The organism is Streptomyces sp. NPDC101219 (assembly GCF_044767675.1).
In the GTDB taxonomy this organism is placed as follows: domain Bacteria; phylum Actinomycetota; class Actinomycetes; order Streptomycetales; family Streptomycetaceae; genus Streptomyces.
The window spans coordinates 204,008-229,729 of the sequence record NZ_JBIWOK010000004.1 but is presented as its reverse complement, the minus strand read 5'-3'; the positions used below and the strand labels follow the sequence as shown (position 1 = coordinate 229,729).

The following is a 25,722-nucleotide window of genomic DNA, read 5'->3' as shown; positions in this document are numbered from 1 at the left end:
TCAGCGGACCTCGGCCAGGCGGGCGAAGGCCACCACGTTCCCGTCGTAGCCGTCCTGCTGGGAGAAGCCGCCGCCGCAGGTGATGACCCGCAGTTCCGCGGCGCCCTTGGAGGCGTAGACCCGGTCGCCGGGGAAGTCGTGCTTCGAGAACACCTCGATGCCGTACACCTCGAACACGGCCGTCCTGCCGTCCTTGCGGGTGATCTCGACGCGGTTGCCCTTCTTCATGGCACCGAGCCCGTAGAACACGGCGGGCCCCTGCTGGTTGTCGACGTGGCCGACGACGACCGAGGTGCCCTTCTCGCCGGGAGTGACCGCGCCGGTGAACCAGCCCGCCAGGTTGGGGTCCTCGGCCGGCGGCGCGTCCACCCAGCCCTCCGCGTCCAGCCCCACCGGCATGACCGGCGCGTCGACCTGGATGGCGGGGATCCGGACCCGGTCCGGCAGCGCGTACGGCAGCGGCTGGGCGCCATCGGTCACCGGTGCCCGGGTGTCGGCCGCCGCCGCGCTGGCCGGCTGCGGCGGACCCACGTCGAACTCGCCCGAGCCGTTGCGGATCAGCGCCAGGCCGGTGAGCAGCACCAGCGCTATCACGCCCCACGGCGCGCGCTTCTTCCGCCGTGCCTCCTCCTCGGCCGCGGCCGCTTCGAAAGCAGACATTCGCTCTTCCCCTCTCGACGCGGCCGTCGCCGCGTCACCGGCGCATGTCTGAACGCTAGATTCCGCGGGCCGGACCGGCGACGGGACGGCGCCGAACGGGTGCCCCCGGCCGTCACCGGTGCGCCATCCGGGGAACCGCCGCACGAGGACGCCCCCGCGGCATGTGACCTGCGGTGATGAACGATCTTGGGAGCGGGCAGGCGGATTTCCCTCACCGGGACGGACCATTCCCGAAATGCGGCTGCCCGCACGGCAACTGAGGGTTTTTCCGGGAGGCGCTTTCTCGCCGATCCAACCGGGTACGGGACCCGGGGCGCCTTCCGCGGAGGATCACATGCGCAACTCACGTGCCCTGGCGGCCGCCGGAGCGGCGGTCGCCGTCCTCGGACTCGGCGCCCCCGTGGCGGTCGCGGACGCCCCGGTGACCGTGTCGGACGGCGGCGGCGTTCCCAGCCCGTCCAACATCACCGCCATGCCCAGTGTCATCGCCCGCGGTGGTCAGCTGGCCATCACCGTCGACGGCTGCCCCAACGGCGGCCACGCCACGTCCCACGCCTTCCCGCGCACCAACCTGACGCCGGTCAGCGGCCAGCGCGGCACCTCCCGGGGTACCGCCACCATCAACTCCGACGCGCGGCCCGGCCCCTACGACATCACCGTCCACTGCTCCGGGCGGACCCTGACCCGCTCGGACGCCTTCACCGTCATCGGCGGCGTGCGCGGCGGCCTCGGCGGCAGCAGCACCACCGGTGCCACCCCGACCGACATGGCCATCGGCGGCGGACTCGTCGCCGCGGCGGTCGCCGCCGGCGGCGTGTTCTGGATGCGCCGCCGCGCCGAGAAGCGGATCTGAGTCCCTCCCCTCGGACGGCCCGCTCGCACGTGACCGCAGCCCCTCGCCCCGGACGCCACCGGCTCCGGGGCGAGGGGCTGCGGTGCGGGGGCGTCCGGACATCAGGTGCGGGGGCGTCCGGGGATCATGGGGCGCCGCCCGTCTCCCGCGCGTCCCGCCCTCAGGCGCCGTCCTCGGGGGACGGACGGCGGTAGCGGCGGTACGCGGCGCCCAGGGCGCCCGCGACGATCAGCGCGCCGAGGCCCAGCTGTCCCGCGTCGAGACCGGCGAAGCTGCCGCCCTCGCCGGCGTGCACGCCCCTGGGGTGCTCCGGTTCCACCGGCACGGGGGTGGGCAGCGGCACCGGCCGGTCGGAGGCGATGGTCAGCGGCGCGGTGCCGGTGACGCCGTCGCAGGTGAACGCCACCTGGTACACGGCTCCCGGCCGCGCGTCCCAGTCGACCACGGCCGTGGCCTTCGCCTTCTTCGGAGGGATGGTGACCGTGTCGAACACCGGTGAGGAGACCTGGGCGTGGCCCTTGCAGCCGCCCCCCGCGCGGTCCACGCGCAGGGTCACGGTGTCACCCGGGTCGACGATCTCGGGCTCGACGCCGAACCCGAACGGGGTGATGTTTCCGGCGACGGCCACCGGCGCGGCGGCCAGGGCGAGGGCGCCGGCACTCAGCAGGGCGGCGGAAGCGACGCGTATCGCGTGCATGTGGATCCTCCGGGTCCCGAGGTGCAGCCGCGGACCTGTTCCGCGCGGTGCAGGAATGCGCCTCGATGGGCGAAACGCTAGAAACGCCCACCCGCCCGCGCGATCGCAGTCGCGCGAACGGGTCATCCCGGTGGGCCGTGCGGGCGAACCCGCGTCCCGCCGACGGGGGACACGGCCGGCGTGTCGTGCGCGCACCGGGCCTCCCGCCTGCCCGGCGCGCCCGGCGTACGGCGGCGTACGGCGGCCTCAGGTCCTCAGGTGCGGGAAGAGGTTCAGGAACGGGTCGGCCGAGGCGGTGATGCCCCGGCTGTAGGGCATGTCGAAGTCCCAGATGAGGAACAGCAGGAAGGCGATCAGCGCCGAGAACATCCCGGCGAGCACCAGCTCGCGCGGCGTGCGCCTGATCTGCAGCGCGAAGATCATCCCGATGGTGACGACGGCCCCGCTGATCAGCCCGAACCACACCACGCCCGGCATGGTCTCCTCGGTGGACTCCGCCCGGGCGCTGCGGGCCTGGTCGGCGGCGGCGACCTGGTCGACCAGCGGCTGGTAGGCCTGTGCCTCGAAGTCCGTGCGCGGCTCGTAGTCGGTGACGTCCCGGCGGACGCGGTCGAGGAGCTCGGTGCCCTGCTCCGTGACGCCGGCCCCGTCGGCCATGCTGCGCCACTCGGTGGTGACCACGTGCGACACGTAGGCGTCGATGTCGTCGCGGATGCGGTCGCGCGTCCCGGCCGGGTAGACCCGGACCCGCTCGGAGATCTCGTGCAGCGCCACCGCCTCGGCCCGTACGTGGTCCTCCGCGGCCCCGCGGCCCTCCCAGACACCGGCGATCGCCAGACCGAGGACGATGGCGTACACCACGCCGATCCACATCGTCATGTACTCGATGACGTCCGGTGTCTCGCTGGGATCCTCGTCGTCGGCCGCGCGGCGGTGCCGGACGAGGGTGATGGTCACCACCACGGCACAGACGGCCAGCATCGCGAGGGTGAGAACAAGCCATTCCGGCAAGAGGTGCCTCCAGAACGAGTCGACGAGTCAACGATTCACGGGTCCCGGACCGGGTCGGACCAGGACCGGGCGTGCGGCCGGTACGGAGCCGGGCCGGAATCCGGATCAGCGCGGCCGCAGCGCGGCGACGGCGACCACGGCGGGCGTGGTGATCAGCAGGACGAAGGTGAGCGGCGACGTGGCGCCGCGGGTGGGCCGCTCGGCGCGGGCCGCCGGGCGGTGCACCGGGTACCGCACGGGCGTCACGGACGGGCGCGGGGTGGGCGTGACGGAGGGCTCCGGCGTCGGCGCGGGCCGCGGCCTCGGCGGGGGCGGGGGCGTCGGCCGCACCGGGGGAGGCGTCGGGCGGGCCGCGGGGGGCGGAGGCGGCGCCGGCACGACGGGCCGCACGGTCGGGGAGGGCCGCGGCGGCGGAGGGGTCGGTTCCGGCGGCGGGGGAGGGGGCGGCGGTGGTGGCGGTGGCGGGGTCGGCGTGGGTGTGGGGGTCGGTGTCGGCGTCGGAGGGGGCGCGGGGGGTGAGCACTTGGGGGGCAGGGGCCAGGTCATGCTGCCGGCGACCGCCACCGCCTCGGTGCCGTCGGGGCCGGTCGAGGCGTACGCACAGGCGTCCGCCGTCGCCGTGCCGGGTGCGCCGACGAGGGCCCAGGCCAGCGCCGTGGCGGCCAGCGCGCGGGCCACGAGGGCGGAGGAGATCGGTACGAGTCCTTGCACGACGGAGATCATGAGCCGGGCCGTGGCGGGACACGCGCGGGTCCCCGGGGATTGGCCCGATGGAGGTATTTCCCCGCTCCCGGGGGTTGGACCGGCGCGGGCCCGCGCGTGCGCGACGGCGCACTGGCGTGCGGGACGCCACTCCCCGGAGCCTCCGGCAGCCCGGGGAGCCTCCTGCGCCCCGGTCACCTCCGGCACCCCCGGCACACCCCGGGGAGCCGGAGGTTCCGGAAAAAAGTCCGGCGAGCGTTGAACACGACGGGTACTCCCGTGCGTACCCATCGTCGAGCGGCGGCACGGCAGAGCGCTGCAAGACCATGGCGATGATGTGGAGTTGACGATGAAGACCTCCTGGCGGACCGCCTCACTGGTGGCGAGCGCCGCGGCGGTGCTGGCGCTGACGACGGCGTGCGGTCAGGACGCTCCGCCGCCCTCCAGCAGCCAGAACGTGGGCGCCGCAGGTGCGGGGGACTACGCCGGGGCCGGCGGGGACAAGGCGAGCGCGCAGCCGTCCACCGGCCCGGCCAATTCCGCGGGCAAGCTGTCCGCCGCCGACAACGCCGAACTCGGCAAGGTCGTGACCGACGGCCTCGGACTCACCCTCTACCGCTTCGACCAGGACGCCGCGAAGCCGCCCAAGTCCAACTGCGACGGCGACTGCGCCGCGACCTGGCCCCCGGTGCCCGCGGACGACGCCACGGCCGGCGAGGGCATCGACGAGGCCCTGCTCGGCGAGGTCACCCGGTCCGACGGCACCAAACAGCTGACCATCGCCGGCTGGCCCGCCTACCGCTACGTCAAGGACGTCAACGCCGGTGACACCAAGGGCCAGGGCGTGGGCGGCAAGTGGTACGCGCTGACCCCCGAGGGCAAGAAGGCGCAGGCGGCCGACCAGCCCGGGCTGTCCACCCGCAAGGACCCGAAGCTGGGCGAGATCGTGGTCGACAAGAACGGGATGACGGTCTACCGCTTCGCCAAGGACGAGGCCTGGCCGAAGCCCGTCTCCGCCTGCACCGGCGACTGCCTGGACAAGTGGCCGGTCGTGGCGCCCGTCGACATCAACGACACCAAGGGCATCCAGAAGAAGAACTACATGACCTTCACGCGCCCGGACGGCGCGAAGCAGCAGACGATCAACTGCTGGCCCATCTACACCTTCGCCGGGGACAAGGCGCCCGGCGACACCAACGGTCAGGGCGTCGGCGGCACCTGGTACGCCGTCCGCCCCGACGGGAAGCCGGTCGGCGCGCCGGAGAAGTAGCAACCTCCCCAGGGTGTCGTCCACTTCGGCACCGCCGACCGCGGTCCGCCCCTCCATGCCGCACGGAGGGGCGGACCGTTTTGCTGTGATTGACTGGAACTCGGGGAATTTCGGGGTCCTTCTCCCTGTCTTTCGCCGCACGTCGGAACTCTCCGGAATGCCATGGGTACTTTTCGTCACCATGTATCTGGGTATCAATTCGGCACGTGCCAGCGGCAGTGACCGGGAACGGATGGTCAATTTCCGTTTCAGGTCGCTCCCTTGGCGGGCGATCAGTAGCCTCTGCTCTCGAACACCGGATCGCCTTCGCCTTGGAGACATACATGGAGCGTCCCGCCTGGGCCCCACGGAGCATCGACATCACGGTGCCGAGCGTTTCCCGGATGTACGACTTCTACCTGGGCGGATCGCACAACTTCGAGGTCGACCGGAAGGCGGCACGCAAGGCGATGGAGTTCATGCCGGGACTGCCCAAGATCATGCAGGCGAATCGTGCCTTCATGCGCCGGGCCGTGCGGTTCGCGGCCGGTGAGGGCATCACGCAGTTCCTCGACATCGGCTCCGGCATCCCCACCTTCGGCAACGTCCACGAGGTGGCGCAGGCCGCCGACCCCGGCGCGCGCGTGGTGTACGTCGACCACGACCCGGTGGCGGTGGCCCACAGCCGGGAGGTGCTCCGGGGCAACGACCGGGCGGACGTCGTCGCGGCCGATCTGCTGGGGCCCCGCGACATCCTCGAAAGCCCCGAGGTGGAGCGGCTGATCGACCTGACCCGGCCAGTGGCGCTGCTGCTCGTTGCCATACTGCACTTCGTGGAGGACGCGGACGAGCCCTACGCGGCGGTGGCCGAACTGCGCGAGGCCCTCGCGCCCGGCAGCATGCTCGTCCTCACCCACGCCTCCTACGAGGGGGTCCCGCTGCCGTCGGAGCGGGCCGAGGGGGCGGTGGACGTGTACAGGAACGCCCGCAACCCGCTGATCATGCGCACGCGCGAGGACATCGCGCGGTTCTTCGAGGGGTACGACATGGTGGAACCCGGACTGGTGCCGATGCCGCGGTGGCGGCCGGAGACACCCGTGGAGGACGTGGACCCGTTCGCCTTCTCCGGATTCGCCGGCGTGGGACGTACGCGGTGAACGCGGAACCCGACGGCCCGGAGGACAGACTGCGCCGGTTCGCGACGATCTGGAGCCGGGCGGTCTTCCCGGTGACCTCCACCTCGTCCACCCGGCCGGAGTTCGAGCGCCAACTGCTGGACCCCGCACGGCGGCTGAGCGAGGCATTGCTCGCCAGGGCCTTCGACCCGGAGGCGGGCAGGGCGGTCGGCGCCGCCCTGGTGCGGGCGCACTGCACCGACCCGGAAGCCCTCAGCCGCAGCCTGGACTGCGTGGACGCCTACCTCGTCCTGTACTGCGGCGGTGACGGCGACCGCGAGGCCCTGCGGGCCCGCTCGGCGCGGCTGCAGCACGCCATGGCCGCCGGGTTCGCGCAGGCCCTCAGGGAGCGCACCCTTGCCGAGCAGGAGGCCATCGCCCAGGCCGCGTTGCGCGCCCAGGGCGTCGTCGCCCAGGCGCTGCACGCCACCGAGGCCCGGTTCCGCGCCGTCTTCGAGGGCGCGGCCATAGGGATCGGCATCGCCGACCTCGAGGGCAACGTCCTCCAGGTCAACGGCGCCCTGGTCCGCATGTTCGGCGTCTCCGAGCAGAACCTGCGCGGCCGCAACGTCCAGGACTGGACGCACGCCGACGACGCCCCGCAGACCTGGAAGCTGTACGAGGAGCTGGTGCGGGGCGAACGCGAGCACTACCACCTGGAGAAGGCGTTCCACCGCCCCGACGGGACCGTGCTGTGGACGAACCTGACGGTCTCCCTGCTCCGCGACCCCGACGGCCGACCCCAGTACCAGCTCGCCCTCATGGAGGACACCACCGAACGACGGCTGCTCAACCTGCGGCTCCGCTACGAGGCCACCCACGACGCCCTCACCGGGCTGCCCAACCGCACCTTCTTCTTCGAACGCCTGGAGAAGGCGCTCGGCGCGGGGGAGGGGCAGCGGTTCGGCCTGTGCTACCTCGACCTGGACGGTTTCAAGACCGTCAACGACAGCCTGGGCCACGCGGCCGGGGACCGGATGCTCGTCGAGGTCGCCGACCGGCTGCAGGCCTGCGCCACCGCCCCCGGCGAGATGGTCGCCCGGCTCGGCGGCGACGAGTTCGTGGCGCTGACCACCGGCCCCGACACCCGGCGCGGCGTCGACGAACTCGCCTCCCGCATCATGAACGCGCTGCTCGCCCCGATCAGCATCGACGGCCGCGAACTGACCGTGCGCGGCAGTATCGGCATCGTCGAGGGCCCGGCCGGCGAGCGCAGCGCGGCGGAGGTGCTGCGCAGCGCGGACATCACGATGTACCGCGCCAAGTCGGCGGGCGGCAACCGCTTCGAGCTCGCCGACCCGGAGGCCGACGCCCGCGCGATCACCCGCCACGGGCTGACCACCGCCCTGCCGGCGGCACTGGAGCGCGGCGAGTTCTTCATCGAGTACCAGCCGCTGGTGCACCTCGGCGACGGCAGTGTGCGGGGCGCCGAAGCCCTGGTGCGCTGGCTCCACCCGCAGCACGGCGTGCTCTCCCCGGACCGGTTCATCCCGCTCGCCGAGCACACCGGCCTCATCGTGCCGCTGGGCCGCTGGGTGCTGGAGCAGTCGGTGCGGCAGGCCCGTGACTGGCAGGAACGGCACGGCGGGGCGGGCCTCGCCGGCCCGCTGCGCATCAACGTCAACCTCTCGCCCTGCCAGCTCACCCATCCGGGGCTGGTCCAGGACACCGTGGACATCCTGGAACGCGCCGGCGTGGCCCCCGACGCGCTGTGCCTGGAGGTGACCGAGTCGGCGCTCATCGGCGCCGACGACGACCTGCTCAAACCGCTGCGCCGGCTGGCCGAGATGGGCGTCGACATCGCCCTGGACGACTTCGGCACCGGCTACTCCAACCTCGCCAACCTGCGCCGCCTCCCGGTGAGCATCCTCAAGCTGGACCGTTCCTTCACGCAGAGCATGCAGCAGTTCCCGGCCGACCCGGTCGACCTCAAGATCGTCGAGGGCATCGTCTCCCTCGCCCACAGCCTCGACCTCGGGGTCACCGTGGAGGGCGTGGAGACCGGCGCCCAGGCCGAGCAACTGCGGATACTCGGCTGCGACACGGCCCAGGGCTGGTACTACGCCCGGCCCGGCCCGCCGGAGCGCCTGCACGAGCTGGCCCTGGCGGACGCGACGGGCTGAGCGGGGGAGCGGTGGACGGTCCAACGCCGTTGCCTGGGCGAGGTGTTGCCGCGCACGATCGGTGAACCGGCGGTTCCGGCCGACCCGTACGAGTGAAGCGGCGGCCCACGGGGAACCACCCCGGGCGGGGCGGCGTACTCCTGGTCCGGGGAAGACGCATCCGTGAGCCCGCGGCCGTGGCGTCCCGCGGTCCGGGGAGGAAGGACCGGCCGGTGTCCGAGGGTTCGGTGACCCAGCTGCGCGAGCGCGTCGGGCGCCTGGAGACGCGGCACGGCGCGTTCGCGCTGGAGACCACCACCGCCCGGCACGACCTCGCGGGCGCCCTGCACAGCGAAGGGCGGCTCCGCGAGGCGGAGGAGCAGTACGAGCTCGCCTTCCAGGGGCTGTCGCGAAGGTTCGGCAGCACCCACCTGTTCACCCTGGTCTGTCTCAACAACCTCGCCCTGGTGCTGCGCGACCTCGGCCGTTGGGACGACGCCCTGGGCCTGCTCGGCACCGTGCACACCCACCGCACCCAACTGCTCGGCCCCGCCCACCCGCTGACCCTGAACGCCGCCAACAACGCCCTGATCGTGATGGTCCGCAGGGGCGACGCGGCCGCCGCGGCACGCGAGTACCCGGTGCTGCTCGCCCGGTGCGAGGAGACCTTCGGCCCCGACCACGAGGCCACCCGCGCCATCCGCCGCGACCACGCCCACGTCCTGGACCTGCTCGGCCGGCGGCCGGAGGCGGTGCGGCTGATGAAAGGCGTCCCGGGCCTGCCGGTCCCGGCCGTCCTCCTCGGCTGCGCCCGCACCCTGCGCTACACGGGTCTCTTCCCCGTGGCGATGACCGCGAGCCGGTACGGTGCGGACCTCACCCTCGGCACGCACAGCGGCGACCGGACCGGCCTCGCCGACGGCCACGAGGTCCACGACGAGGACCTCGGCATCCGGGGACGGGTCATCGGCCCCCGCAACCGCGAGGCCCCCTACCAGGAGGGCCTCGACCTGAGCGAGACCTGTGACCGCGTCGCGGACGCCGTCGGGGCGCTCGCCGAGCACCTGGCCGAGGCGGAGCACGCGCTGGGTGAGGGACGCCTGCGGGTCAGGGTCCACATCCACCACGAGCACTGGCCCCGGCTCAGCGACCCGCCGTCGCTGGCCGTCGACCGCCGCCTGATGTCCGCACGCGACCGGGCCCGGCACGACCGCCTGCTGCGCGCCACGCCCCACACCCCAGTCGTCCTGTCGGACGTTCCCGGCCCGCCGCGGCGGCTCAGCGGCCGCAGGGACGGCTTCACGGTGATGTTCCCCGGCGCACCGCACGTCATCGTGTCCACGTTCCACGGCCTCGAACGCCGCCCCGCTCCGTCACCCCTCGAGGCGTGAGCGGTCCGTGCGGTCCTTGCGCAGCATGCTCGTCGCCGCCTCGCCCGCCTCGCGGGTCAGGCGCCCCGGGCAGTCGACCCCCAGCAGCAGCACCAGCTCCCGGCCGTAGAGGTCGACCGCCGCCTCGATCAGGTCGGCCTGGACGGCGACCGCCGCCCGCGCCCGGTGACGTGCCGTCACCAGCACGCCCGCGGCGAGCACGGCCGCCGGCCACCACAGCAGGGCCGGCAGCAGGTACAGCAGCCCCCAGGCCAGCAGGCGGGCGGCGGCACCGACGTTCGCCCGCGCGCCGGCCAGTTCGGTGCGCGCCCCGTCCGGGAGCATCAGCCACAACCGGGGCCAGGCGGCCGTCAGATCCAGGCGGTAGCTGTCGTGGACCCGCTGGTCCACCGCGTGCAGGCGGTCGCCGATCCACGTGGGCCGCGCGGCCGGCTCGGGGCAGATCGCGTCCCGCCTCAGGATCGCCGCCCGCAGGGCCGCGGCCTCGCGGGGCGCCGCGCCCGAGCGGGTGAACTCCCGCAGCGCGGACCGCACCGCGTCCTCGGCGCGCTCCCAGCGCCGCGTCCGGCGCGCGGCGAGCCGGCGCAGCACCGGCTCCTCGCCCGAGGCCCACCAGACCCATTCCGCGCCCCGGGCGACGGCGGAGGCGGCCAGGCCCGCCGCCGCGGCGACGGCGGTGAACGCCGCCGCCGCGATCAGCACCGTGCCGAACCGGCCACTGGCCGGGGCCACCGCCACCCGGTCCAGCCAGTCGGCCGCCACCGAGGGGTCCAGGGCATGCGCGTGGCCGAGCACGACCGCCCCCGTCACGACGCACACGTAGAGGGCGCCGGGCAGGAGCAGCAGGGCGGCCCAGCGGCCCGCCAGATGCTTGCCCAGCTCGGTCAGGACGGTGCTCACAGCCGGAACTTCCGCGACACCAGCGGCAACCCCGCAAGCCCGCAGCGCGGTCGCTCCGCCCGCCCCCGCCGGCCCGGCTCCTGCGGCTCCAGACGGGAACAGGCGATGCCCGCCGGGCACGCCCACACCGTCACCACCGGGCGCGGCCGCCCGCCCCGCAGCGGCTCGAAGGAACGGTCCCCGAGGGTCAGTCCGTCGATGCCGTGACGGGCGAACGCGTCGTCCAGCGCGTCCAGGTCGGCAGTGACCGAGGCGCCGTGGTCGCCCGCCCGTGCGGCCGCGACGAGCCGGGTCAGCTCCGCGCCCACCCCGAACCGTTCGGCACTGAGCCGCAGTCCGTCGTCGCCGGCCTGGACGCACAGCCGGGCCAGCCGCTCCGCGACCTCGTCCATCACGCCTCCGTTTCCCGTTCAGGTCCGTCCCGTCCCGCGCATCGGCCTCAACCTACCCGTCACCCACGGTCGTTGAGCCGCGACAACACGGAACCGGAAGGCACCGGCGGGCGTTGTGACACGTGGAGGTGTGGTGCGATGGCGGTGGCGGACATGCTCGGTCCCGGCCTGGCCCGGTACCTGCGCACCGGCGACGCCCGGGACCTGCCCCCGCTCCCTCCCGCCGCCTGGCCGCCGGCGCCCGGCCCCGACGCCGCCACGACCGCCCGGCTCGCCCTGGTGCGCTGGCACCGGTACCGGCACCTGCCCGGCGTGGCCGGACTGCCCGAGTACCGTGCCGCGACGCACCTCGCCGCCGCCCTGCACGCCGTACCGCCGGGCCTGCCGCCGTTGCCCGGGCCGCTGCTCGCCCGGGTCGGGCGGGCCGCCGGACGCGGGCGGCGGGGACGCCGCAGGGCACGGCACCCGGGCGCGGAGGAGGAGACGGTCACCCTGGGAGCGGCCCTGACGGACCAACTCCTGTTCCTCATGGAGCGGTTCGAGGCAGCCCGGGACTTCTCCGCGCTCGACACCCTGCTGGGACTCCAGGCGAAGCTGCTCCGCGCGGAGGGCACGTCATCGCGGGAGAAGGCCGCGCTGCTCACCGACCGGGCCCGGATGCTGCTGGCCGTCGGCGAACTGGGCGGCCACCGCTCGTTCCCGGTGGAGGCCGAGCGGTGTGCCGCCGACGCGGCGCGGCAGAGCGCGCAGCGGGCCGGGTCCGGCGACCCGCACCTCGCCGGCCGCTTGCTGCTGAAGGGCCGCTGCGCCGCCTTCCTGCACGACCCCGACGCCGACCCGGCGGGACTGGAGCGGGCCGTGGAGGACCTGCGGCGGGCGGCCGAGGCCGCCGCCCGGACGGCCCCGGCCGACCTGGAGCCGCTGGCCGGCCTGGTGACGACGCTGGTCCGTTGGTACGAGCACGGCGGGCCGCCGACCGCGCTGGCCGACGCGGTGGCGGCGGCCCGCGACCTGGACCGGGCCACGGACGACGCCGACCGGCGCGCCCCCGAACACCGCGAGCAGCTCGCCGGCCTGCGGGAACGCGCGCGCACCGAACTGGGTGGCGCCACCGTCGACGCCCTGCTCGACGCAGGCGCTCAGCCGGACGCGCCCCCAGGCGAACGGCTGCACGCCTGGTGGCGCACCGCCGACGACCCCGGCGCCGCACCCGCCGAGCGCCTGCGGGCCGCGCTCGCCCTGGTCGACGCGATCCCGCACGGGCACGAGGACCGGACGGCCGCGCTGGTGCTGGCCGCGGAGGCCGAGGTCCTGGTCTGCGGGGACGGCGGACCGGACGCCTCGCTGCAGCGGGCACGCACCCGGGCCCTGCTCGCGTCGGACGCGGCACCCCCGGGGCACCGCCTCGCCGGGCGGGCCCTGGCCGCTCTCGCCCGGTCCACCGTGTGGCTCGCCGCCAACGGCTCCGAGGAACTCGACGACGTCCTGGCCGACGAGACGGTGGGGCTCGTCCGGCAGGCCGCCGCCGCCCTGCCGCCCGGGGAGCCGGACACCCCCGCGCGACTGGACGATCTGGCGAGCCTGTTGTTCGACACGGCCAACGTGCTGGGGGACAGCTCGCTGCTGCCCGAGACGGTGGCCCTCCAGCGGCGGGCGCTCGAACTGACCCCCGCCGACGCGCCCTTCCGCCCGTTCCGCCTGTCGACCCTGGCCGGCCTCCTCGACGAGGCGGCCGTGGTGCTGGACGAGCCCGCACGGGGCACCGAGGCAGTCGCCGTGGCCCGCGCGGCGGCGGACAGCCTGCCGTGGGACCATCCGAACAAGCACGAGCTGATCTTCAACCTGGCCTCGACGCTGCTCCGCTGGAGGACCGGGGGCGACCGGGCCGCTGAACGGCTGGACGAGGCCGAGCGGCTCTACCGGTCGGGCCTGGCCATGCTGCCTCCCGCCCACCCGGACCACGCGCGGTTCATCAGCTCCCTCAGCCAGGTGCTGCACGTGCGGTACGAGGAGACCGGTGACCGCGGCGGACTGGTCGAGGCCGTCGCCCTGGCCAGGGAGGCGGTGCGGCTCACCCCGTCCGACGATCCGTTCCGCACCGAACGCCGGATGCTGCTCGCCCGGCCCTGCACGGTGCTGCACGACCTGGCCGGGGAGGACGGGGAGGCCGCCACCCTGCGCGCGGAGGCGCTGGCCGCGTGGGACGCGGTCGCCGCGGACGAGAACCTGCCCATCGGGAGGCGGGTCGAAGTGCAGCAGCAGCGTGCCCGGCTCGCGCTGGCCGGGAACGATCCGCACCTGGCACTGCGGGCGCTGGAGGACGCCCTGGCCCAGATGCCCCGCATCGCCCGGCGATGGCTGACGGGGCCGGTCCGCAAGGGCACCGCCCGCCGGGCCCCGCGTCTGGCCGCGCAGGCGGCGGTCGCCGCGATCCGCTGCGGCCGGCCCGCGTACGCGGTGGAACTGCTGGAACGCGGCCGTGCCGTCCTCTACTCCGAGGCCATGGCCGGCCGGCGCCTGCGCACCCTGCTGGAGTCGGTGGATCCCGTGGCCGCGGAGCGGCTGGCGCGGATCGACTCGGCCCTGTCCGGGGCCGACTTCTTCGCCAACGTCGCCGCCGTGGAGGTGAAGTCGACGCAGCGGCGGTCCTTCGGCCGGACCGTGACGCGGGACGAGACGTCCTGGGACCCGGGCCCGCACGTGGCCGCCCGCACCCGCCGGCTCGCCGCCGAACGCGAGGCCCTCCTCGAACGCTTCGCCGCCACACCCGAGTTCGCCGAGGCGACCCGGCAGCCCGCCTTCACCGATCTGCGCAGCCGCCTCGCAGGTCGGCCGGTCGCGCACGTGCTGGCACACCCGGACGGGGGCCACGCCCTGCTCGTACCGGCCGACCCCTGCCAGGACGTCGTCCACATCCCGCTGCCGGGCCTGACCACCGGGGCCGTCGAGGAGCGCGCCGCGCTCACGGAGCGGGCCGTGCGGGACGCCACCGACGTCCGCCTCCCCCACCACCTCCGGGCGGCGGCCCAGAGAGATCTGCACACCGTCCTGGAGTGGCTGTGGGACGAGGTCGCCTCCCCGGTGCTGGCCCGGGTGCCGGGGACGGACCGGCCGGACACCGGGAGGCCGCGGCTGTGGTGGTGTCCGGTCGGGTCCGTCGTGCGCCTGCCGCTGCACGCCGCCGGCCACCACACCCGCCCGCGGCCGCCCGGCGCCCCGGGACCGCCGCCCACCGTCATGGACCGGGTGATCCCCTCCTACACGCCGACCCTGGCGGCTCTCGCCCGCTCCCTGCGGGGCGCCCCGGACCGGCCGCCCGGCGCGGGACGGCCCGGTGCTCTGGTGGTGGCCGTGCGGGACGCCCCGGGGCTGCCGCCGCTGCCACAGGCGCACCGGGAGGCCGAGGCCGTCCTCGCCGCCGTGCCCGGCGCCCGCCTCCTGCTCGACGAGGAGGCCGGGGCGGACGCGGTCGAGGCGGCCCTGGCCGAGCACACTGTCGTGCACTTCGCCTGCCACGGCGACAACGACGCGTCACTGGCGCTCCTGCGCGGCGGCGGACTGCACCTGTCCTCGGGCGGGACGCTGCCGGCCACGCGGATCCAGGAGTCCCCGCTGGACCACGGAGTCCTCGCCTTCCTCTCGGCCTGCAGCACCGCCGAGCCGCACCCCGGCCTGCCCGACGAGCCGATGCACCTGGCGGCCGCCTTCCAGCTGGCGGGCTTCCGCTCGGTGATCGGCACCCTGTGGCGGGCCCCGGACACGCCCGGCATGGCCCAGGAGGTCTACGCGGCCCTCACCGACCGCGGCACGCGCCCCCCGGACGCCTCCGCCTCGGCCGCCGCCCTGAACACCGCCGTGCGCGCCGTCCGCGACGCCTACCCGGCCGCGCCGACCCGCTGGGCCGCCCACCTCCACACCGGCGCCTGACCGGGCCGCCGTTCGCGGGCGGGCCGTCCTCAGCGCTCCAGCAGCATCCGCTGGAGTTCGCGGGCCGCCCTCGGCGGGGCCACGTCGCTGCGGTGGGCCAGGGCGATGGTGCGGTCCAGGCCGGGACCGGCCAGCGGCGTGACGCGCAGGCCCTGGCCGGAGCGCGCGGCCACCATGCGGGGCACGACGGCCACCCCCAGGCCGGCCCGGGCGAAGCCCAGCACCGCGTCCATCTCGCCGCCCTCCACCGCGAACTCCGGCTCGAAGCCCTCCGCCCGGCACGCGGCCACCGTCAGTTCCCGCAGGTCGTAGCCGTGCCGGAACATCACCAGGCGCTCACCCTCCAGGTCCGCGATGCGCACCGACCGTCCGCCCCGGCCGGGCGCGGGAGCGTCCGGGGAGGAGACCACCACCAGGTCCTCGCGCAGCAGTTCCACCGTGGTGAGCGCGGGGGAGGGGGAGGGCAGCGGCAGCACGACGAGGGCGAGGTCGAGGGCGCCGCGGGCCAGCTCCCGCACCAGGTCGTGCGAGCCGCCCTCCTCGATCAGCAGGCGGATGCCCGGATAGCGGTCGTGGAAGGCGCGCAGCACGTCCGGGAGCAGGCCCGTGCACAGGCTCGGGGTGGCGCCCAGCCGCACCCGGCCGCTGCGCAGCTGCACCAGCTCCTGCACCTCGTGCCGGGCGGTGTCGGCGTCCGCCAGGATCCGCCGGGCCAGCGGCAGCAGCGCCTCGCCCGCGGCGGTCAGGGTGATGTTGCCGCGCGCCCGCAGGAACAGGTCGGCGCCCAGTTCCCGCTCCAGGGCCTTGATCTGCTGCGACAGCGACGGCTGCGCGACATGGACCAGCTCGGCGGCCCGGGTGAAGTGCCGGGTCTCGGCGACGGCCACGAAGTACTGGAGCTGCTGGAACTGCATGGCCCCATCCTAGACCTCGGCATAGGCATCCCCTATCGAAACGAGCCGCACCATGTCTTGGACCGATGGGGTCCTTCGGCCCTAGCGTCTGATGACATGGCTCTGGCAACGCGGACGGACAAACGGCCGTCCATGGCACGCAGCGTGTGGGACTCGACCGTCGGCAAGAAGACGGTGATGGCGGTCAGCGGCCTGATCATGCTGCTGTACCTGGTCGTCCACATGACCGGAAACCTGAAGATCTTCTTCGGGCCCGGTGACTTCAACCACTACGCCCACTGGCTGCGCACCCTGGGCGAACCGTTCATGCACTACGAGTGGACGCTGTGGGTGGTCCGCGTCGTCCTGGTCGTCGCGGTCGTCGCCCACGCGGTCTCCGCGTACCAGCTCAGCCGCCGCGACATCAAGGCGCGCCCCCACAAGTACGTGCACAAGAAGGCCCGGACGAGCTACGCCACCCGCACCATGCGCTGGGGCGGGATCATCCTCGGCCTGTTCATCGTCTGGCACATCCTGGACCTGACCACCGGCCACGTGCACACCGGCGGCTTCGAGTCCGGCAAGCCCTACCAGAACGTCGTGGACACCTTCTCCACCTCGTACGGCAACGTCATCTACATCGTCGCGATGCTCGCGCTCGGCCTGCACATCCGGCACGGCTTCTGGAGTGCCGCCCAGACCCTCGGCGTCGGCAGCAGGGCCCGCGACCGCGCCCTGAAGACCGCCGCCAACGTACTCGCGCTGCTGCTCACGGCCGGATTCATCGCCGTGCCCGTGGGCGTCATGACCGGAGTGGTGAGCTGATATGACCTCGTACGCCGACTACCGGACCGGCGGCCGGATCGCCGACACCAAGGCCCCCGCGGGCCCCATCCACGAACGCTGGGACAAGCGCCGCTTCGAGGCGAAGCTGGTCAACCCCGCCAACCGGCGCAAGCAGACCGTCATCGTCGTCGGCACCGGACTCGCGGGCGGCTCGGCCGGCGCCACGCTCGCCGAACAGGGCTACCGCGTCATCCAGTTCTGCTACACGGACTCCCCGCGCCGCGCCCACTCCATCGCCGCGCAGGGCGGCATCAACGCCGCCAAGAACTACCGCAACGACGGCGACTCGGTCCACCGCCTCTTCTACGACACCGTCAAGGGCGGCGACTTCCGCTCCCGCGAGTCCAACGTGCACCGCCTGGCCGAGATCTCGGTGGAGATCATCGACCAGTGCGTCGCCCAGGGCGTGCCCTTCGCCCGCGAGTACGGCGGCCTGCTCGACACCCGCTCCTTCGGCGGCGTCCAGGTCTCCCGCACCTTCTACGCCCGCGGCCAGACGGGCCAGCAGCTCCTGCTCGGCGCCTACCAGGCCCTGTCCCGGCAGATCGCCGCCGGGAACGTCGAGATGCACCCGCGCACCGAGATGCTCGACCTGATCGTCGTCGACGGCCGGGCCCGCGGCATCGTCGCCCGCGACCTGATCACCGGGAGGATCGACACGTACTTCGCGGACGCCGTCGTCCTCGCCACCGGCGGCTACGGCAACGTCTTCTACCTGTCGACCAACGCCATGAACTCCAACGCGACCGCCGTCTGGCGGGCGCACCGGCGCGGCGCGTACTTCGCCAACCCCTGCTTCACCCAGATCCACCCCACCTGCATCCCGCGCACCGGCGACCACCAGTCCAAGCTGACCCTGATGAGCGAGTCGCTGCGCAACGACGGCCGGATCTGGGTGCCGAAGGCCAAGGGCGACACCCGCCCGCCCGCGCAGATCCCCGAGGACGAGCGCGACTACTACCTGGAGCGCATCTACCCCTCCTTCGGCAACCTCGTCCCCCGGGACATCGCCTCCCGCGCCGCCAAGAACGTCTGCGACGAGGGCCGCGGCGTGGGCCCCGGCGGCCAGGGCGTCTACCTGGACTTCGCGGACGCCATCCAGCGGATGGGCCGGAGGGCCGTCGAGGCCAAGTACGGCAACCTGTTCGAGATGTACCAGCGGATCACCGACGAGGATCCGTACCAGGTGCCGATGCGGATCTATCCCGCCGTGCACTACACGATGGGCGGCCTGTGGGTCGACTACGACCTCCAGACCACCGTCCCGGGCCTGTTCGCGATCGGCGAGGCCAACTTCTCCGACCACGGCGCCAACCGGCTCGGCGCCTCCGCGCTGATGCAGGGCCTGGCGGACGGCTACTTCGTCCTGCCGGCCACCATCAACGACTACCTCGCCCGCAACCCGCACAAGGAGGAGGTCGACGCGGGCCACCCGGCGGTGCAGGAGGCGCTCGCCGAGACGGAGGACCGGCTCAACCTGCTGCTGTCCGTCGACGGGGACCGCACCCCGGACTCCTTCCACCGCGAACTCGGCGAACTGATGTGGGAGTTCTGCGGCATGGCCCGCAACGAGACGGGCCTGCGCAAGGCGCTGGAGCGCATCCCGCAGATCCGCGAGGAGTTCTGGCGGCGGATCAGGGTCCCCGGCACCGGCGAGGAGTTCAACCAGTCGCTGGAGAAGGCCAACCGCATCGTCGACTACCTCGAACTCGCCGAGCTGATGTGCCTCGACGCACTGCACCGCACCGAGTCCTGCGGCGGTCACTTCCGCGAGGAGTCGCAGAGCCCCGACGGCGAGGCCGAACGCAAGGACCAGGAGTTCTCCTACGCCGCCGCCTGGGAGTTCACCGGTACGGGCACCGCCCCCACCCTGCACAAGGAAGACCTCGTCTTCGAGTACGTCCACCCCACCCAGCGGAGCTACGCATGAAGCTCACCCTGCGCGTCTGGCGGCAGAAGAACGCCGACGCCGAAGGCACCATGTCCACGTACGAGGTGGACGGCATCTCCGCCGACATGTCCTTCCTGGAGATGCTCGACACCCTCAACGAGGAGCTCATCCTCAAGGGCGAGGACCCGGTCGCCTTCGACCACGACTGCCGCGAGGGCATCTGCGGCGCCTGTTCGCTCGTCATCAACGGCGACGCCCACGGGCCCGAGCGCACCACCACCTGCCAACTGCACATGCGGTCCTTCCAGGACGGCGACACCATCGACATCGAGCCGTGGCGGGCCGCCGCCTTCCCGGTGATCAAGGACCTGGTGGTCGACCGGTCGGCCTTCGACCGGATCATCCAGGCCGGCGGCTACATCACCGCGCCCACCGGCTCCGCGCCGGAGGCGCACGCCACCCCGGTGCCGAAGCCGGACGCCGACCTCGCCTTCGAGAACGCCGAGTGCATCGGCTGCGGCGCCTGCGTCGCCGCCTGCCCCAACGGCGCGGCGATGCTGTTCACCTCGGCGAAGGTCAACCACCTCAACGTGCTGCCGCAGGGCGCCCCCGAACGCGAGACCCGCGTCCTGGACATGGTGGCGCAGATGGACGAGGAGGGCTTCGGCGGCTGCACCCTCGCCGGCGAGTGCGCCACCGCCTGCCCGAAGGGCATCCCGCTCACCTCCATCACCGGCATGAACAAGGAGTGGCTGCGCGCCACCCGCAAGGCGGCCAAGCGGTAACGCCGCCCCACTGCGTTCGCCGAGCGGGCGGACGGACGGGACCGGGAGTGGTGCTCATCCCCGGTCCCGTCTCGTGTTTCCCGTGCCCGCCCGCCTGCCCGCCCACCCGCCGGCCCGCCTGCCTGCCCACCCGCCGGCCTGCCCGCCCGTCCGGGCCGTGGCGGCGGCGCCGGCCCCGGGCATTCAGCCGTCCCACACCCGCGCTCCCGCCTCCGGTCACGCACCCGCCAACCCCGGTCGGCAGAACTGGGGTGTACCCCGGCCCCGGGCTCCGCAGCAGGGGCCCCGCCCCGGCGCGTGACCAGGAGACGCCATGACCGTGCTGACCGTTCCCGACCCCGCCCCGCCCGCCGCCCCGGCCCGCTACACCGTCGCCCTCGCCCGCGACGAGGAGGACGTACGGGCCGCGCAGCGGCTGCGGCACGACGTCTTCGCCGGGGAGATGGGCGCCCTGCTGGCCACCCCGCAGCCCGGCCACGACATCGACCCGTTCGACGCCTACTGCGACCACCTGCTGGTCCGCGAGGCGACGACCGGCCGGGTCGTCGGCACCTACCGGCTGCTGCCGCCGGAACGCGCGGCGGTCGCCGGACGGCTGTACGCGGACAGCGAGTTCGACCTGTCGCGGCTCGACGCGATACGGCCCGGCCTGGTCGAGGTCGGACGTTCCTGCGTGCACCCCGACCACCGCGACGGAGCCGTCATCGGCCTCATCTGGGCCGGGATCGCCCGCTACATGACCGACCGCGGCCACGCCTGGCTGGCCGGCTGCTGCTCCCTGCCGCTGGCCGACGGCGGGGCCCTCGCCTCCGCCGCCTGGGCCGCCGTCCGCGGACGGCACCTGGCGCCCGAGGAGTACCGCGTCCGGCCCCTGCTCCCCTGGCGGCCCGTGGCGGCGGACGCGCCCGCCGCCCGCAGCGCCCTGCCCGCCCTGCTGCGCGGCTATCTGCGCCTGGGCGCCTGGGTCTGCGGGGAGCCCGCGCACGACGTCGACTTCGGCGTGGCCGACCTGTACGTGCTGCTGCCGATGAACCGGGTCGGCCCGCGCTACCTGCGGCACTTCCTGTCGCTCGCCCCGGCGCGGTGAGCGCCTGGCTGCCCGTCGCGCCGTGCACCCCGCGGGACTGCGTGCGCGGCACGGCGGACCGGGCCGGCGTGGTGCGGGCGGTGCTGCGGCTGGCCGCGGTCCTGACGCTGGTGGCGGCCGGGGCGGCGCTGCTGCCGTGCGGCCGGCGCGTCCCGGCCGCGGCGGTGCGCCGCTGGTGCCGGTGGGTCGTGCGGGCGGCCGGCGTGCGGGTACGGATCGCGGGCCGCGCCGCGCCGTCGGGCGGCCTGCTGCTCGTCGCCCCGCACGTGTCCTGGCTGGACGTCCCGCTGCTGGCCGCGGTCCGCCCGGCGCGCATGGTCGCCAAGGCCGAGATCCGTCGCTGGCCGGTGGCCGGCCCGCTGGCGGCACGCGGCGGAGTGCTGTTCCTGGACCGGGACCGGCTGCGCGCCCTGCCCGGCACGGTGGAGCGGATCGCGGGAGTGCTGCGGGCGGGCGGGGCGGTCGCCGCCTTCCCCGAGGGCAGCACCTGGTGCGGCCGGGAGCGGGGCCCGTTCCGGCACGCGGTGTTCCAGGCGGCGCTCGACGCTCGGGTACCGGTGCAGCCGGTCCGTATCCGCTACCTCGGTCCTCGGGAAACCCCCACCACGGCCGCCGCGTTCGTCGGCGACGACACCCTGCTGCGCTGCGTGTGGCGGGTCGTCTCGGCCCGGGGGCTGATCGCGGAGGTCGAGATGTGCGCCCCGCTGCCGCCGGGCCCGCACACGGACCGCCGCGACCTGGCGTACGCCGCCCGACGCGCGGTCGGGAGCGGTCGCCGCAGGTGAGCACTGCGAGAAATTAAGTGCTCTTTGTTCCACATGTCAGTTTCTGTACTGGTTTGCCGGAGAACCGGAAGGGAGTAGCTCCGAAAGGAGGGTGAAGTCAGATGATCACCCGCGATGAGATCCCGATCCTTCTGGATCACCCCGTCTACGACGGTGACGGCAACAAGATCGGTGATGCCAAGCACGTCTTCTTCGACGACATGACCGGGCGCCCCGAGTGGGTGAGCGTCAAGACGGGCATGTTCGGCTCCAGCGAGTCGTTCGTCCCCATCCACGACGCCTCCCTGGTCGAGGACCACCTCGAGGTCCCGTACGGGAAGGACAAGGTCAAGGGCGCCCCGAAGGTGGATGTCGACGCGGGCGGCCACCTGTCGGCGTCCGAGGAGCACCGCCTGTACGACTACTACGGCGTCAACTGGGACAACGTGCTGTCCGACGACACCGGGGAGACCGGTGAGGGCGGCATGGCGGCCGGTACGGCCGGTACGGCGGGCATGGCCGGTACGGCCGGAGCGCCCGGTACCGCCGAGCGCGGGACGGGCATGCGGGGCGACGACGCCATGACGCGGTCCGAGGAGGAGATGCACGTCGGCGTCGAGCGGCGCGAGAGCGGCCGGGCCAGGCTGCGCAAGTACGTGGTCACCGAGGAGGTCCAGCAGACCGTACCCGTGCGCCACGAGGAGGTCCGCGTCGAACGGGAGCCCATCACCGACGAGAACCGCGGCGAAGCACTCTCCGGCCCGGAGATCGGCGAGGCCGAGCACGAGGTCACCCTCCATGAGGAACGGCCGGTGGTGGAGACCGAGGCCGTCCCGGTGGAACGGGTACGCCTGACCACCGAGGAGCAGACCGAGGAGGAGACGGTCCGCGGCCAGGTGCGCAAGGAACGCATCGAGGCGGAGGGTGTCGAGGACCTGCCGCACAACCAGCGCCGCACGGAGTGACCGGCGGCCGACGGCGCCCGCCGGTGCGGTGTCACCGGTGTGCGCCGTCGACCGTGCCCACGACGGCGGCCAGCCGCCGGTAGGAGTCCAGCAGCGCGTCACGGTCGTAGGTGCTGGTGGTCACCAGCACCTCCTCGGCGCCCGTGTCCTTCAGCACCGACTCCAGTCCGGCCGCCACCTGTTCCTCCGTCCCGGCGATGTGCCCGGCGAGCCCGGAGGTGAACAGGTCCTGCTCCCTGGCGGTCATCGTCATGGCCTCGACCCGCTCGGCGGGCGGCAGGGGCGGGAACGTGCCGCGGGTGCGGGCGTGCGCCATGGACCACGCCTCGGGCACCAGCAGCCGCCGCGCGCTCGCGGGGTCGCCGGCCACCGCGACCGTCCCGGAGATCACCACGAAGGGCTCGTCCGCCCACGGTGAGGGCCTGAACTCCGCGCGGTAGCGGTCGACACCGCGGCGCATCCGGTCCCGGTCCCGCAGGTCGCCGATGACCATCGGCAGCCCGGCCCGTGCGGCCACCCGGGCGCCCTCTCCCACGGCCAGCACGAACGGCGGCACGACCAGGCCCTCCGCGGGGCGCGCGTGCACACCGGTGGGGGAGGTGCCCCGGAACCAGCCCAGCAGCTCCTCGATCTGCGCCCCGAAGTCCTCGGCGTCCTCCTTGTCCCGGCCCAGCGCCCTGCGCACCCCGTCGGTGAAGCCGACGGAGCGGCCCAGCCCCATGTCGATGCGGCCCGGGTACAGGGCCTCCAGCACCCCGAACTGCTCGGCGACGACCAGCGGTCGGTGGTTGGGCAGCATCACGCCGCCGGTCCCCACCCTGATCGTGCGGGTCGCCCCGGCGACGGCGGCGGCCAGCACGGTCGGCGCGGAGCCGGCGACCCCCGGCACGCCGTGGTGCTCCGACACCCAGAACCGGTGATAGCCCAGCCGCTCGGCCTCCTGCGCCAGCCGCACGGTGTCGCGCAGCGCCTCGGCATCGGTGTGTCCCTCCCGGGTGCGGGAGCGGTCCAGGACGGAGAAGCGGGTGCGCGCGAGCAAGGAGGTCACACCGGATTCAACGCCTGCGTGTGCCCTTCATTCCCGGCCGGCCCCGCCGGCCGGGGGCCTCCGGGTGGGGCGGCGGGACGGGGCGGCCGGCCTCTAGGCTGGGCGTGTGACGCACAGCAGCCGCCGCCCGTTGGCCGTGTTCGACCTGGACAACACCCTCGCCGACACCGCACACCGTCAGCGGTTCCTGGAGCGCAGGCCGCGCGACTGGGACGCCTTCTTCGCCGGCGCCCCCCACGACCCGCCCCTCGCGGAGGGTATCGCGCTGGTGCACGAGAGCGCGCGCGAATGCGAGATCGTCTACCTCACGGGACGCCCCGAGCGCTGCCGCCGCGACACACTGGACTGGCTCGCCGCCCAAGGGCTGCCCGAGGGCCCGCTGCACATGCGCGGCAACGCCGACCGCCGGCCCGCCCGGGTCACCAAGCTGGCCGTGCTGCGCCGCCTCGCGCGGGGCCGCGAGGTCCGGGTCCTGGTGGACGACGACGAGCTGGTCTGCGAGGACGCCCGGCGGGCCGGGTTCACCGTGCTCCACGCCCGGTGGGCGGCCCCCTCGGGCGACCTGAAGGCGGCTCAGGAGCGGGAGGGGCGCACCTGAGCCGGGCGCGCCCCGGGTTCCGCTCCGCCACCGGACACACCGGTGGGACGGTCTATTCCGAGCCCTCCAGTCGGAAGCCGACCTTCAGACCCACCTGGTAGTGCTTGATCTCCCCCTCCTCGATCTGTCCGCGCACCTGGGTCACCTCGAACCAGTCCAGGTTGCGCAGGGTTTCCGCGGCCCGGCCGATGCCGTTGCGGATGGCCTGATCGACGCCGTCGTGCGAGGTGCCGACGATCTCGGTGACGCGGTAGGTGTGGTTCGACATGCGGGGGGCTCCTCTCCGTGGCGGCTCCGCGTCCCGGCGCGGACACCGCCTGCAACACAGGTCACTCCACCGTGCCCCACGGCGCGGCGGAGCGCGAGACAGCGGACGGGTACCCACCGCCCTTGACCGTTCTCATTGGTCCATACCAAGATGCCGGTACCCGTCCGAGCACCGCTCGTCCCCCCACGCCGGGCCCCGCACTGTCCCGTCAGACAGAACAGGACCCTCCGTGAGACCTCGTCCGCTCGCCCTCCTCTGTGTGTCAGCCACTCTTCTGGCCGGCTGCGGCCTGATGCCCGGCGGATCCGGGTCCGAACGGCGTACCGTCACGGTCTGGCTGATGCAGCACAGCGCCTCCCAGGACTACCTGGACCGTTTCACCGAGGACTTCGAACGCCGGCACCCCGACGTCGACGTCGACATCCGCGTCCAGGAGTGGACCGGCATCGGCGAGAAGGTGCAGCGCGCCCTGAAGGACAAGAAGCCGGGCGGGCCCGACGTCATCGAGGTGGGCAACACCCAGGTCGCCCAGTACGCCGAGGGCGACGAACTGCTCGACCTCACTCTGGAGTCCCTGCGCGACTGGGGCCGGGAGGACTGGCTGCCCGGCCTCGCCGAACCGGGGCAGTGGAGCTCCCACCAGTACGGCATCCCCTGGTACGCGGCCAACCGGGTCGTCATCCACCGCAAGGACCTCTTCCGGCAGGCGGGCATCACCGCACCGCCCAAGACCCGCGACGAGTGGCTCGCCGTCACCGAGAAGCTCAACACCGGCCGCACCCAGGGCATCTACCTCGCCGGACAGGACTGGTACACCCTCTCCGGGTTCATCTGGGAGGAGGGCGGCGAACTCGCCGAGGAACGCGACGGCGGCTGGCGCGGCACCCTGGACAGCCCCGCGGCCCTGCGCGGCATGGACTTCTACCGCCGCCTGCAGGCCCTCGGCGACGGACCCCTCGACGCCGACGAGGAACACCCGCCCCAGGCCGGCGTGTTCGCCCGGGAGGAGGTGGCGCAGATCGTGGCGGTCCCCGGCGTGGTGCGGGCCGTCCTGCAGGAGAACCCCGACCTGGAGGACGAGCTGGGCTACTTCCCGGTGCCCGGCCGGACGGCGGGCCGGCCGGGCGCCGTCTTCACCGGCGGCTCCGACCTCGTGATCCCGGCCGTCACCGACCAGCGGGAGGCCGCCATCGCGGTGGTCTCCGACCTCGTCGGCACCAAGTGGAACACCGACCTGGCCCGCACCATGAACTACGTCCCCAACAAGACCACCCTCGCCGGTGCGGTCGCCGGGGAGGAGGCCGTCGCGGCCATGGCGGCCGGTGCCGCCCGGGGCCGGGCGACCCCGAGCACCCCCGGATGGGGCCGGGTCGAGGCCGACAACCCGATCAAGGACTTCATGACGAAGGTGCTCACCGGGGCCGACCCGGCCGAGGAGGCACGACGTGCCTCACGGCGCATCACCGACGCCCTGTCCTACGGCGCCCGGTGACCCGCCGGCCGGGCCGGCCCGGCCGG

23 protein-coding genes are annotated in these 25,722 nt (G+C 74.0%); 14 read left to right on the top strand and 9 right to left on the bottom strand.

What is annotated here, in order from left to right:
- Complete coding sequence (locus ACIRPP_RS09755; RefSeq protein ID WP_403639556.1) at window positions 1-660, bottom strand: class F sortase; 660 nt, start codon at window positions 658-660, stop codon at window positions 1-3.
- A 334-nt stretch (window positions 661-994) separates the two neighbouring features.
- On the opposite strand from ACIRPP_RS09755, the gene ACIRPP_RS09750 reads away from it, so the two are divergent.
- Window positions 995-1,513: a hypothetical protein gene (locus ACIRPP_RS09750; protein WP_164338340.1), complete on the top strand. Its 519-nt coding sequence runs from the start codon at window positions 995-997 to the stop codon at window positions 1,511-1,513.
- Window positions 1,514-1,673: 160 nt separating this feature from the next.
- On the opposite strand, the gene ACIRPP_RS09745 is transcribed toward ACIRPP_RS09750, so the two are convergent.
- The 3 genes from ACIRPP_RS09745 to ACIRPP_RS09735 all read right to left on the bottom strand — a co-directional run bounded on the left by ACIRPP_RS09745 (window position 1,674) and on the right by ACIRPP_RS09735 (window position 3,458).
- Window positions 1,674-2,210: a hypothetical protein gene (locus ACIRPP_RS09745; protein WP_403639552.1), complete on the bottom strand. Its 537-nt coding sequence runs from the start codon at window positions 2,208-2,210 to the stop codon at window positions 1,674-1,676.
- Between the two features lie 246 nt (window positions 2,211-2,456).
- Window positions 2,457-3,221 (bottom strand): hypothetical protein, encoded by a 765-nt coding sequence (locus ACIRPP_RS09740; protein WP_403639549.1) that lies wholly within the window; start codon window positions 3,219-3,221, stop codon window positions 2,457-2,459.
- Window positions 3,222-3,326: 105 nt separating this feature from the next.
- Window positions 3,327-3,458: a hypothetical protein gene (locus tag ACIRPP_RS09735; protein WP_360594544.1), complete on the bottom strand. Its 132-nt coding sequence runs from the start codon at window positions 3,456-3,458 to the stop codon at window positions 3,327-3,329.
- 814 nt (window positions 3,459-4,272) lie between these two features.
- Here ACIRPP_RS09735 and ACIRPP_RS09730 point away from each other — a divergent pair.
- The 4 genes from ACIRPP_RS09730 to ACIRPP_RS09715 all read left to right on the top strand — a co-directional run bounded on the left by ACIRPP_RS09730 (window position 4,273) and on the right by ACIRPP_RS09715 (window position 9,840).
- Entirely contained in the window at window positions 4,273-5,193 is a 921-nt protein-coding gene (locus ACIRPP_RS09730; RefSeq protein WP_403640089.1) for an SCO0930 family lipoprotein, read from the top strand.
- Between the two features lie 323 nt (window positions 5,194-5,516).
- Window positions 5,517-6,329: an SAM-dependent methyltransferase gene (locus ACIRPP_RS09725; protein WP_403639545.1), complete on the top strand. Its 813-nt coding sequence runs from the start codon at window positions 5,517-5,519 to the stop codon at window positions 6,327-6,329.
- Window positions 6,326-8,470 (top strand): putative bifunctional diguanylate cyclase/phosphodiesterase, encoded by a 2,145-nt coding sequence (locus tag ACIRPP_RS09720; protein ID WP_403639543.1) that lies wholly within the window; start codon window positions 6,326-6,328, stop codon window positions 8,468-8,470. Before ACIRPP_RS09725 ends, ACIRPP_RS09720 begins: the two co-directional genes overlap by 4 nt.
- 212 nt (window positions 8,471-8,682) lie before the next feature.
- Window positions 8,683-9,840, top strand: a complete 1,158-nt coding sequence (locus tag ACIRPP_RS09715) for a tetratricopeptide repeat protein (protein WP_403639540.1) — start codon at window positions 8,683-8,685, stop codon at window positions 9,838-9,840.
- Here ACIRPP_RS09715 and ACIRPP_RS09710 read toward each other — a convergent pair.
- Together ACIRPP_RS09710 and ACIRPP_RS09705 are read right to left on the bottom strand one after the other, a co-directional pair.
- A complete protein-coding gene (locus ACIRPP_RS09710) occupies window positions 9,823-10,740 on the bottom strand; it encodes a hypothetical protein (RefSeq protein WP_403639537.1) in 918 nt (305 codons plus the stop codon). The two genes, ACIRPP_RS09715 and ACIRPP_RS09710, sit on opposite strands and share 18 nt — an antisense overlap.
- Window positions 10,737-11,132 (bottom strand): hypothetical protein, encoded by a 396-nt coding sequence (locus tag ACIRPP_RS09705; protein WP_403639534.1) that lies wholly within the window; start codon window positions 11,130-11,132, stop codon window positions 10,737-10,739. The genes ACIRPP_RS09710 and ACIRPP_RS09705 overlap by 4 nt, the downstream gene beginning before the upstream one ends.
- 138 nt (window positions 11,133-11,270) lie before the next feature.
- Here ACIRPP_RS09705 and ACIRPP_RS09700 point away from each other — a divergent pair, with 138 nt between their 5' ends.
- Window positions 11,271-15,059, top strand: a complete 3,789-nt coding sequence (locus tag ACIRPP_RS09700) for a CHAT domain-containing protein (protein ID WP_403639532.1) — start codon at window positions 11,271-11,273, stop codon at window positions 15,057-15,059.
- A gap of 29 nt (window positions 15,060-15,088) precedes the next feature.
- Here ACIRPP_RS09700 and ACIRPP_RS09695 read toward each other — a convergent pair whose 3' ends face one another.
- Window positions 15,089-15,973, bottom strand: a complete 885-nt coding sequence (locus ACIRPP_RS09695; RefSeq protein ID WP_403639529.1) for a LysR family transcriptional regulator — start codon at window positions 15,971-15,973, stop codon at window positions 15,089-15,091.
- 132 nt (window positions 15,974-16,105) lie between these two features.
- On the opposite strand from ACIRPP_RS09695, the gene ACIRPP_RS09690 reads away from it, so the two are divergent.
- The 6 genes from ACIRPP_RS09690 to ACIRPP_RS09665 all read left to right on the top strand — a co-directional run bounded on the left by ACIRPP_RS09690 (window position 16,106) and on the right by ACIRPP_RS09665 (window position 22,290).
- Window positions 16,106-16,777 (top strand): succinate dehydrogenase, encoded by a 672-nt coding sequence (locus tag ACIRPP_RS09690; RefSeq protein ID WP_403640086.1) that lies wholly within the window; start codon window positions 16,106-16,108, stop codon window positions 16,775-16,777.
- Window position 16,778: 1 nt separating this feature from the next.
- Complete coding sequence (locus ACIRPP_RS09685; RefSeq protein ID WP_403639526.1) at window positions 16,779-18,728, top strand: fumarate reductase/succinate dehydrogenase flavoprotein subunit; 1,950 nt, start codon at window positions 16,779-16,781, stop codon at window positions 18,726-18,728.
- Window positions 18,725-19,474 (top strand): succinate dehydrogenase/fumarate reductase iron-sulfur subunit, encoded by a 750-nt coding sequence (locus ACIRPP_RS09680; RefSeq protein ID WP_403639523.1) that lies wholly within the window; start codon window positions 18,725-18,727, stop codon window positions 19,472-19,474. The genes ACIRPP_RS09685 and ACIRPP_RS09680 overlap by 4 nt, the downstream gene beginning before the upstream one ends.
- A gap of 313 nt (window positions 19,475-19,787) precedes the next feature.
- Entirely contained in the window at window positions 19,788-20,561 is a 774-nt protein-coding gene (locus tag ACIRPP_RS09675) for a GNAT family N-acetyltransferase (protein WP_403639521.1), read from the top strand.
- On the top strand, window positions 20,558-21,346 hold the full coding sequence (locus tag ACIRPP_RS09670; RefSeq protein WP_403639518.1) for a lysophospholipid acyltransferase family protein: 789 nt from the start codon (window positions 20,558-20,560) through the stop codon (window positions 21,344-21,346). The genes ACIRPP_RS09675 and ACIRPP_RS09670 overlap by 4 nt, the downstream gene beginning before the upstream one ends.
- Before the next feature lie 101 nt (window positions 21,347-21,447).
- Entirely contained in the window at window positions 21,448-22,290 is an 843-nt protein-coding gene (locus ACIRPP_RS09665; protein ID WP_403639516.1) for a DUF2382 domain-containing protein, read from the top strand.
- A gap of 31 nt (window positions 22,291-22,321) precedes the next feature.
- On the opposite strand, the gene ACIRPP_RS09660 is transcribed toward ACIRPP_RS09665, so the two are convergent.
- Complete coding sequence (locus ACIRPP_RS09660) at window positions 22,322-23,338, bottom strand: LLM class flavin-dependent oxidoreductase (protein ID WP_403639513.1); 1,017 nt, start codon at window positions 23,336-23,338, stop codon at window positions 22,322-22,324.
- 106 nt (window positions 23,339-23,444) lie between these two features.
- Between ACIRPP_RS09660 and ACIRPP_RS09655 the strand changes: the two genes are divergently transcribed.
- The gene (locus tag ACIRPP_RS09655; protein ID WP_403639510.1) at window positions 23,445-23,936 is read left to right on the top strand and encodes a hypothetical protein; all 492 of its coding nucleotides are present in this window, start codon (window positions 23,445-23,447) and stop codon (window positions 23,934-23,936) included.
- Window positions 23,937-23,988: 52 nt separating this feature from the next.
- Here the strand turns inward: ACIRPP_RS09655 and ACIRPP_RS09650 are convergent, their stop codons facing one another.
- Window positions 23,989-24,204: a dodecin gene (locus ACIRPP_RS09650; RefSeq protein ID WP_403639507.1), complete on the bottom strand. Its 216-nt coding sequence runs from the start codon at window positions 24,202-24,204 to the stop codon at window positions 23,989-23,991.
- A 229-nt stretch (window positions 24,205-24,433) separates the two neighbouring features.
- Here ACIRPP_RS09650 and ACIRPP_RS09645 point away from each other — a divergent pair, with 229 nt between their 5' ends.
- Window positions 24,434-25,696, top strand: a complete 1,263-nt coding sequence (locus ACIRPP_RS09645; protein ID WP_403639505.1) for an extracellular solute-binding protein — start codon at window positions 24,434-24,436, stop codon at window positions 25,694-25,696.
- Window positions 25,697-25,722 lie beyond the last annotated feature (26 nt).

What these genes read in the sequence shown, in the direction of transcription:
- ACIRPP_RS09690 (WP_403640086.1), top strand. Translation starts at nt 16,106, where the DNA reads ATGGCACGCAGCGTGTGGGACTCGACCGTCGGCAAGAAGACGGTGATG.
- ACIRPP_RS09675 (WP_403639521.1), top strand. Translation starts at nt 19,788, where the DNA reads ATGACCGTGCTGACCGTTCCCGACCCCGCCCCGCCCGCCGCCCCGGCC.
- ACIRPP_RS09665 (WP_403639516.1), top strand. Translation starts at nt 21,448, where the DNA reads ATGATCACCCGCGATGAGATCCCGATCCTTCTGGATCACCCCGTCTAC.
- ACIRPP_RS09725 (WP_403639545.1), top strand. Translation starts at nt 5,517, where the DNA reads ATGGAGCGTCCCGCCTGGGCCCCACGGAGCATCGACATCACGGTGCCG.
- ACIRPP_RS09700 (WP_403639532.1), top strand. Translation starts at nt 11,271, where the DNA reads ATGGCGGTGGCGGACATGCTCGGTCCCGGCCTGGCCCGGTACCTGCGC.
- ACIRPP_RS09705 (WP_403639534.1), bottom strand. Translation starts at nt 11,132, where the DNA reads ATGGACGAGGTCGCGGAGCGGCTGGCCCGGCTGTGCGTCCAGGCCGGC.
- ACIRPP_RS09730 (WP_403640089.1), top strand. Translation starts at nt 4,273, where the DNA reads ATGAAGACCTCCTGGCGGACCGCCTCACTGGTGGCGAGCGCCGCGGCG.
- ACIRPP_RS09650 (WP_403639507.1), bottom strand. Translation starts at nt 24,204, where the DNA reads ATGTCGAACCACACCTACCGCGTCACCGAGATCGTCGGCACCTCGCAC.
- ACIRPP_RS09695 (WP_403639529.1), bottom strand. Translation starts at nt 15,973, where the DNA reads ATGCAGTTCCAGCAGCTCCAGTACTTCGTGGCCGTCGCCGAGACCCGG.
- ACIRPP_RS09750 (WP_164338340.1), top strand. Translation starts at nt 995, where the DNA reads ATGCGCAACTCACGTGCCCTGGCGGCCGCCGGAGCGGCGGTCGCCGTC.
- ACIRPP_RS09680 (WP_403639523.1), top strand. Translation starts at nt 18,725, where the DNA reads ATGAAGCTCACCCTGCGCGTCTGGCGGCAGAAGAACGCCGACGCCGAA.
- ACIRPP_RS09745 (WP_403639552.1), bottom strand. Translation starts at nt 2,210, where the DNA reads ATGCACGCGATACGCGTCGCTTCCGCCGCCCTGCTGAGTGCCGGCGCC.
- ACIRPP_RS09685 (WP_403639526.1), top strand. Translation starts at nt 16,779, where the DNA reads ATGACCTCGTACGCCGACTACCGGACCGGCGGCCGGATCGCCGACACC.
- ACIRPP_RS09755 (WP_403639556.1), bottom strand. Translation starts at nt 660, where the DNA reads ATGTCTGCTTTCGAAGCGGCCGCGGCCGAGGAGGAGGCACGGCGGAAG.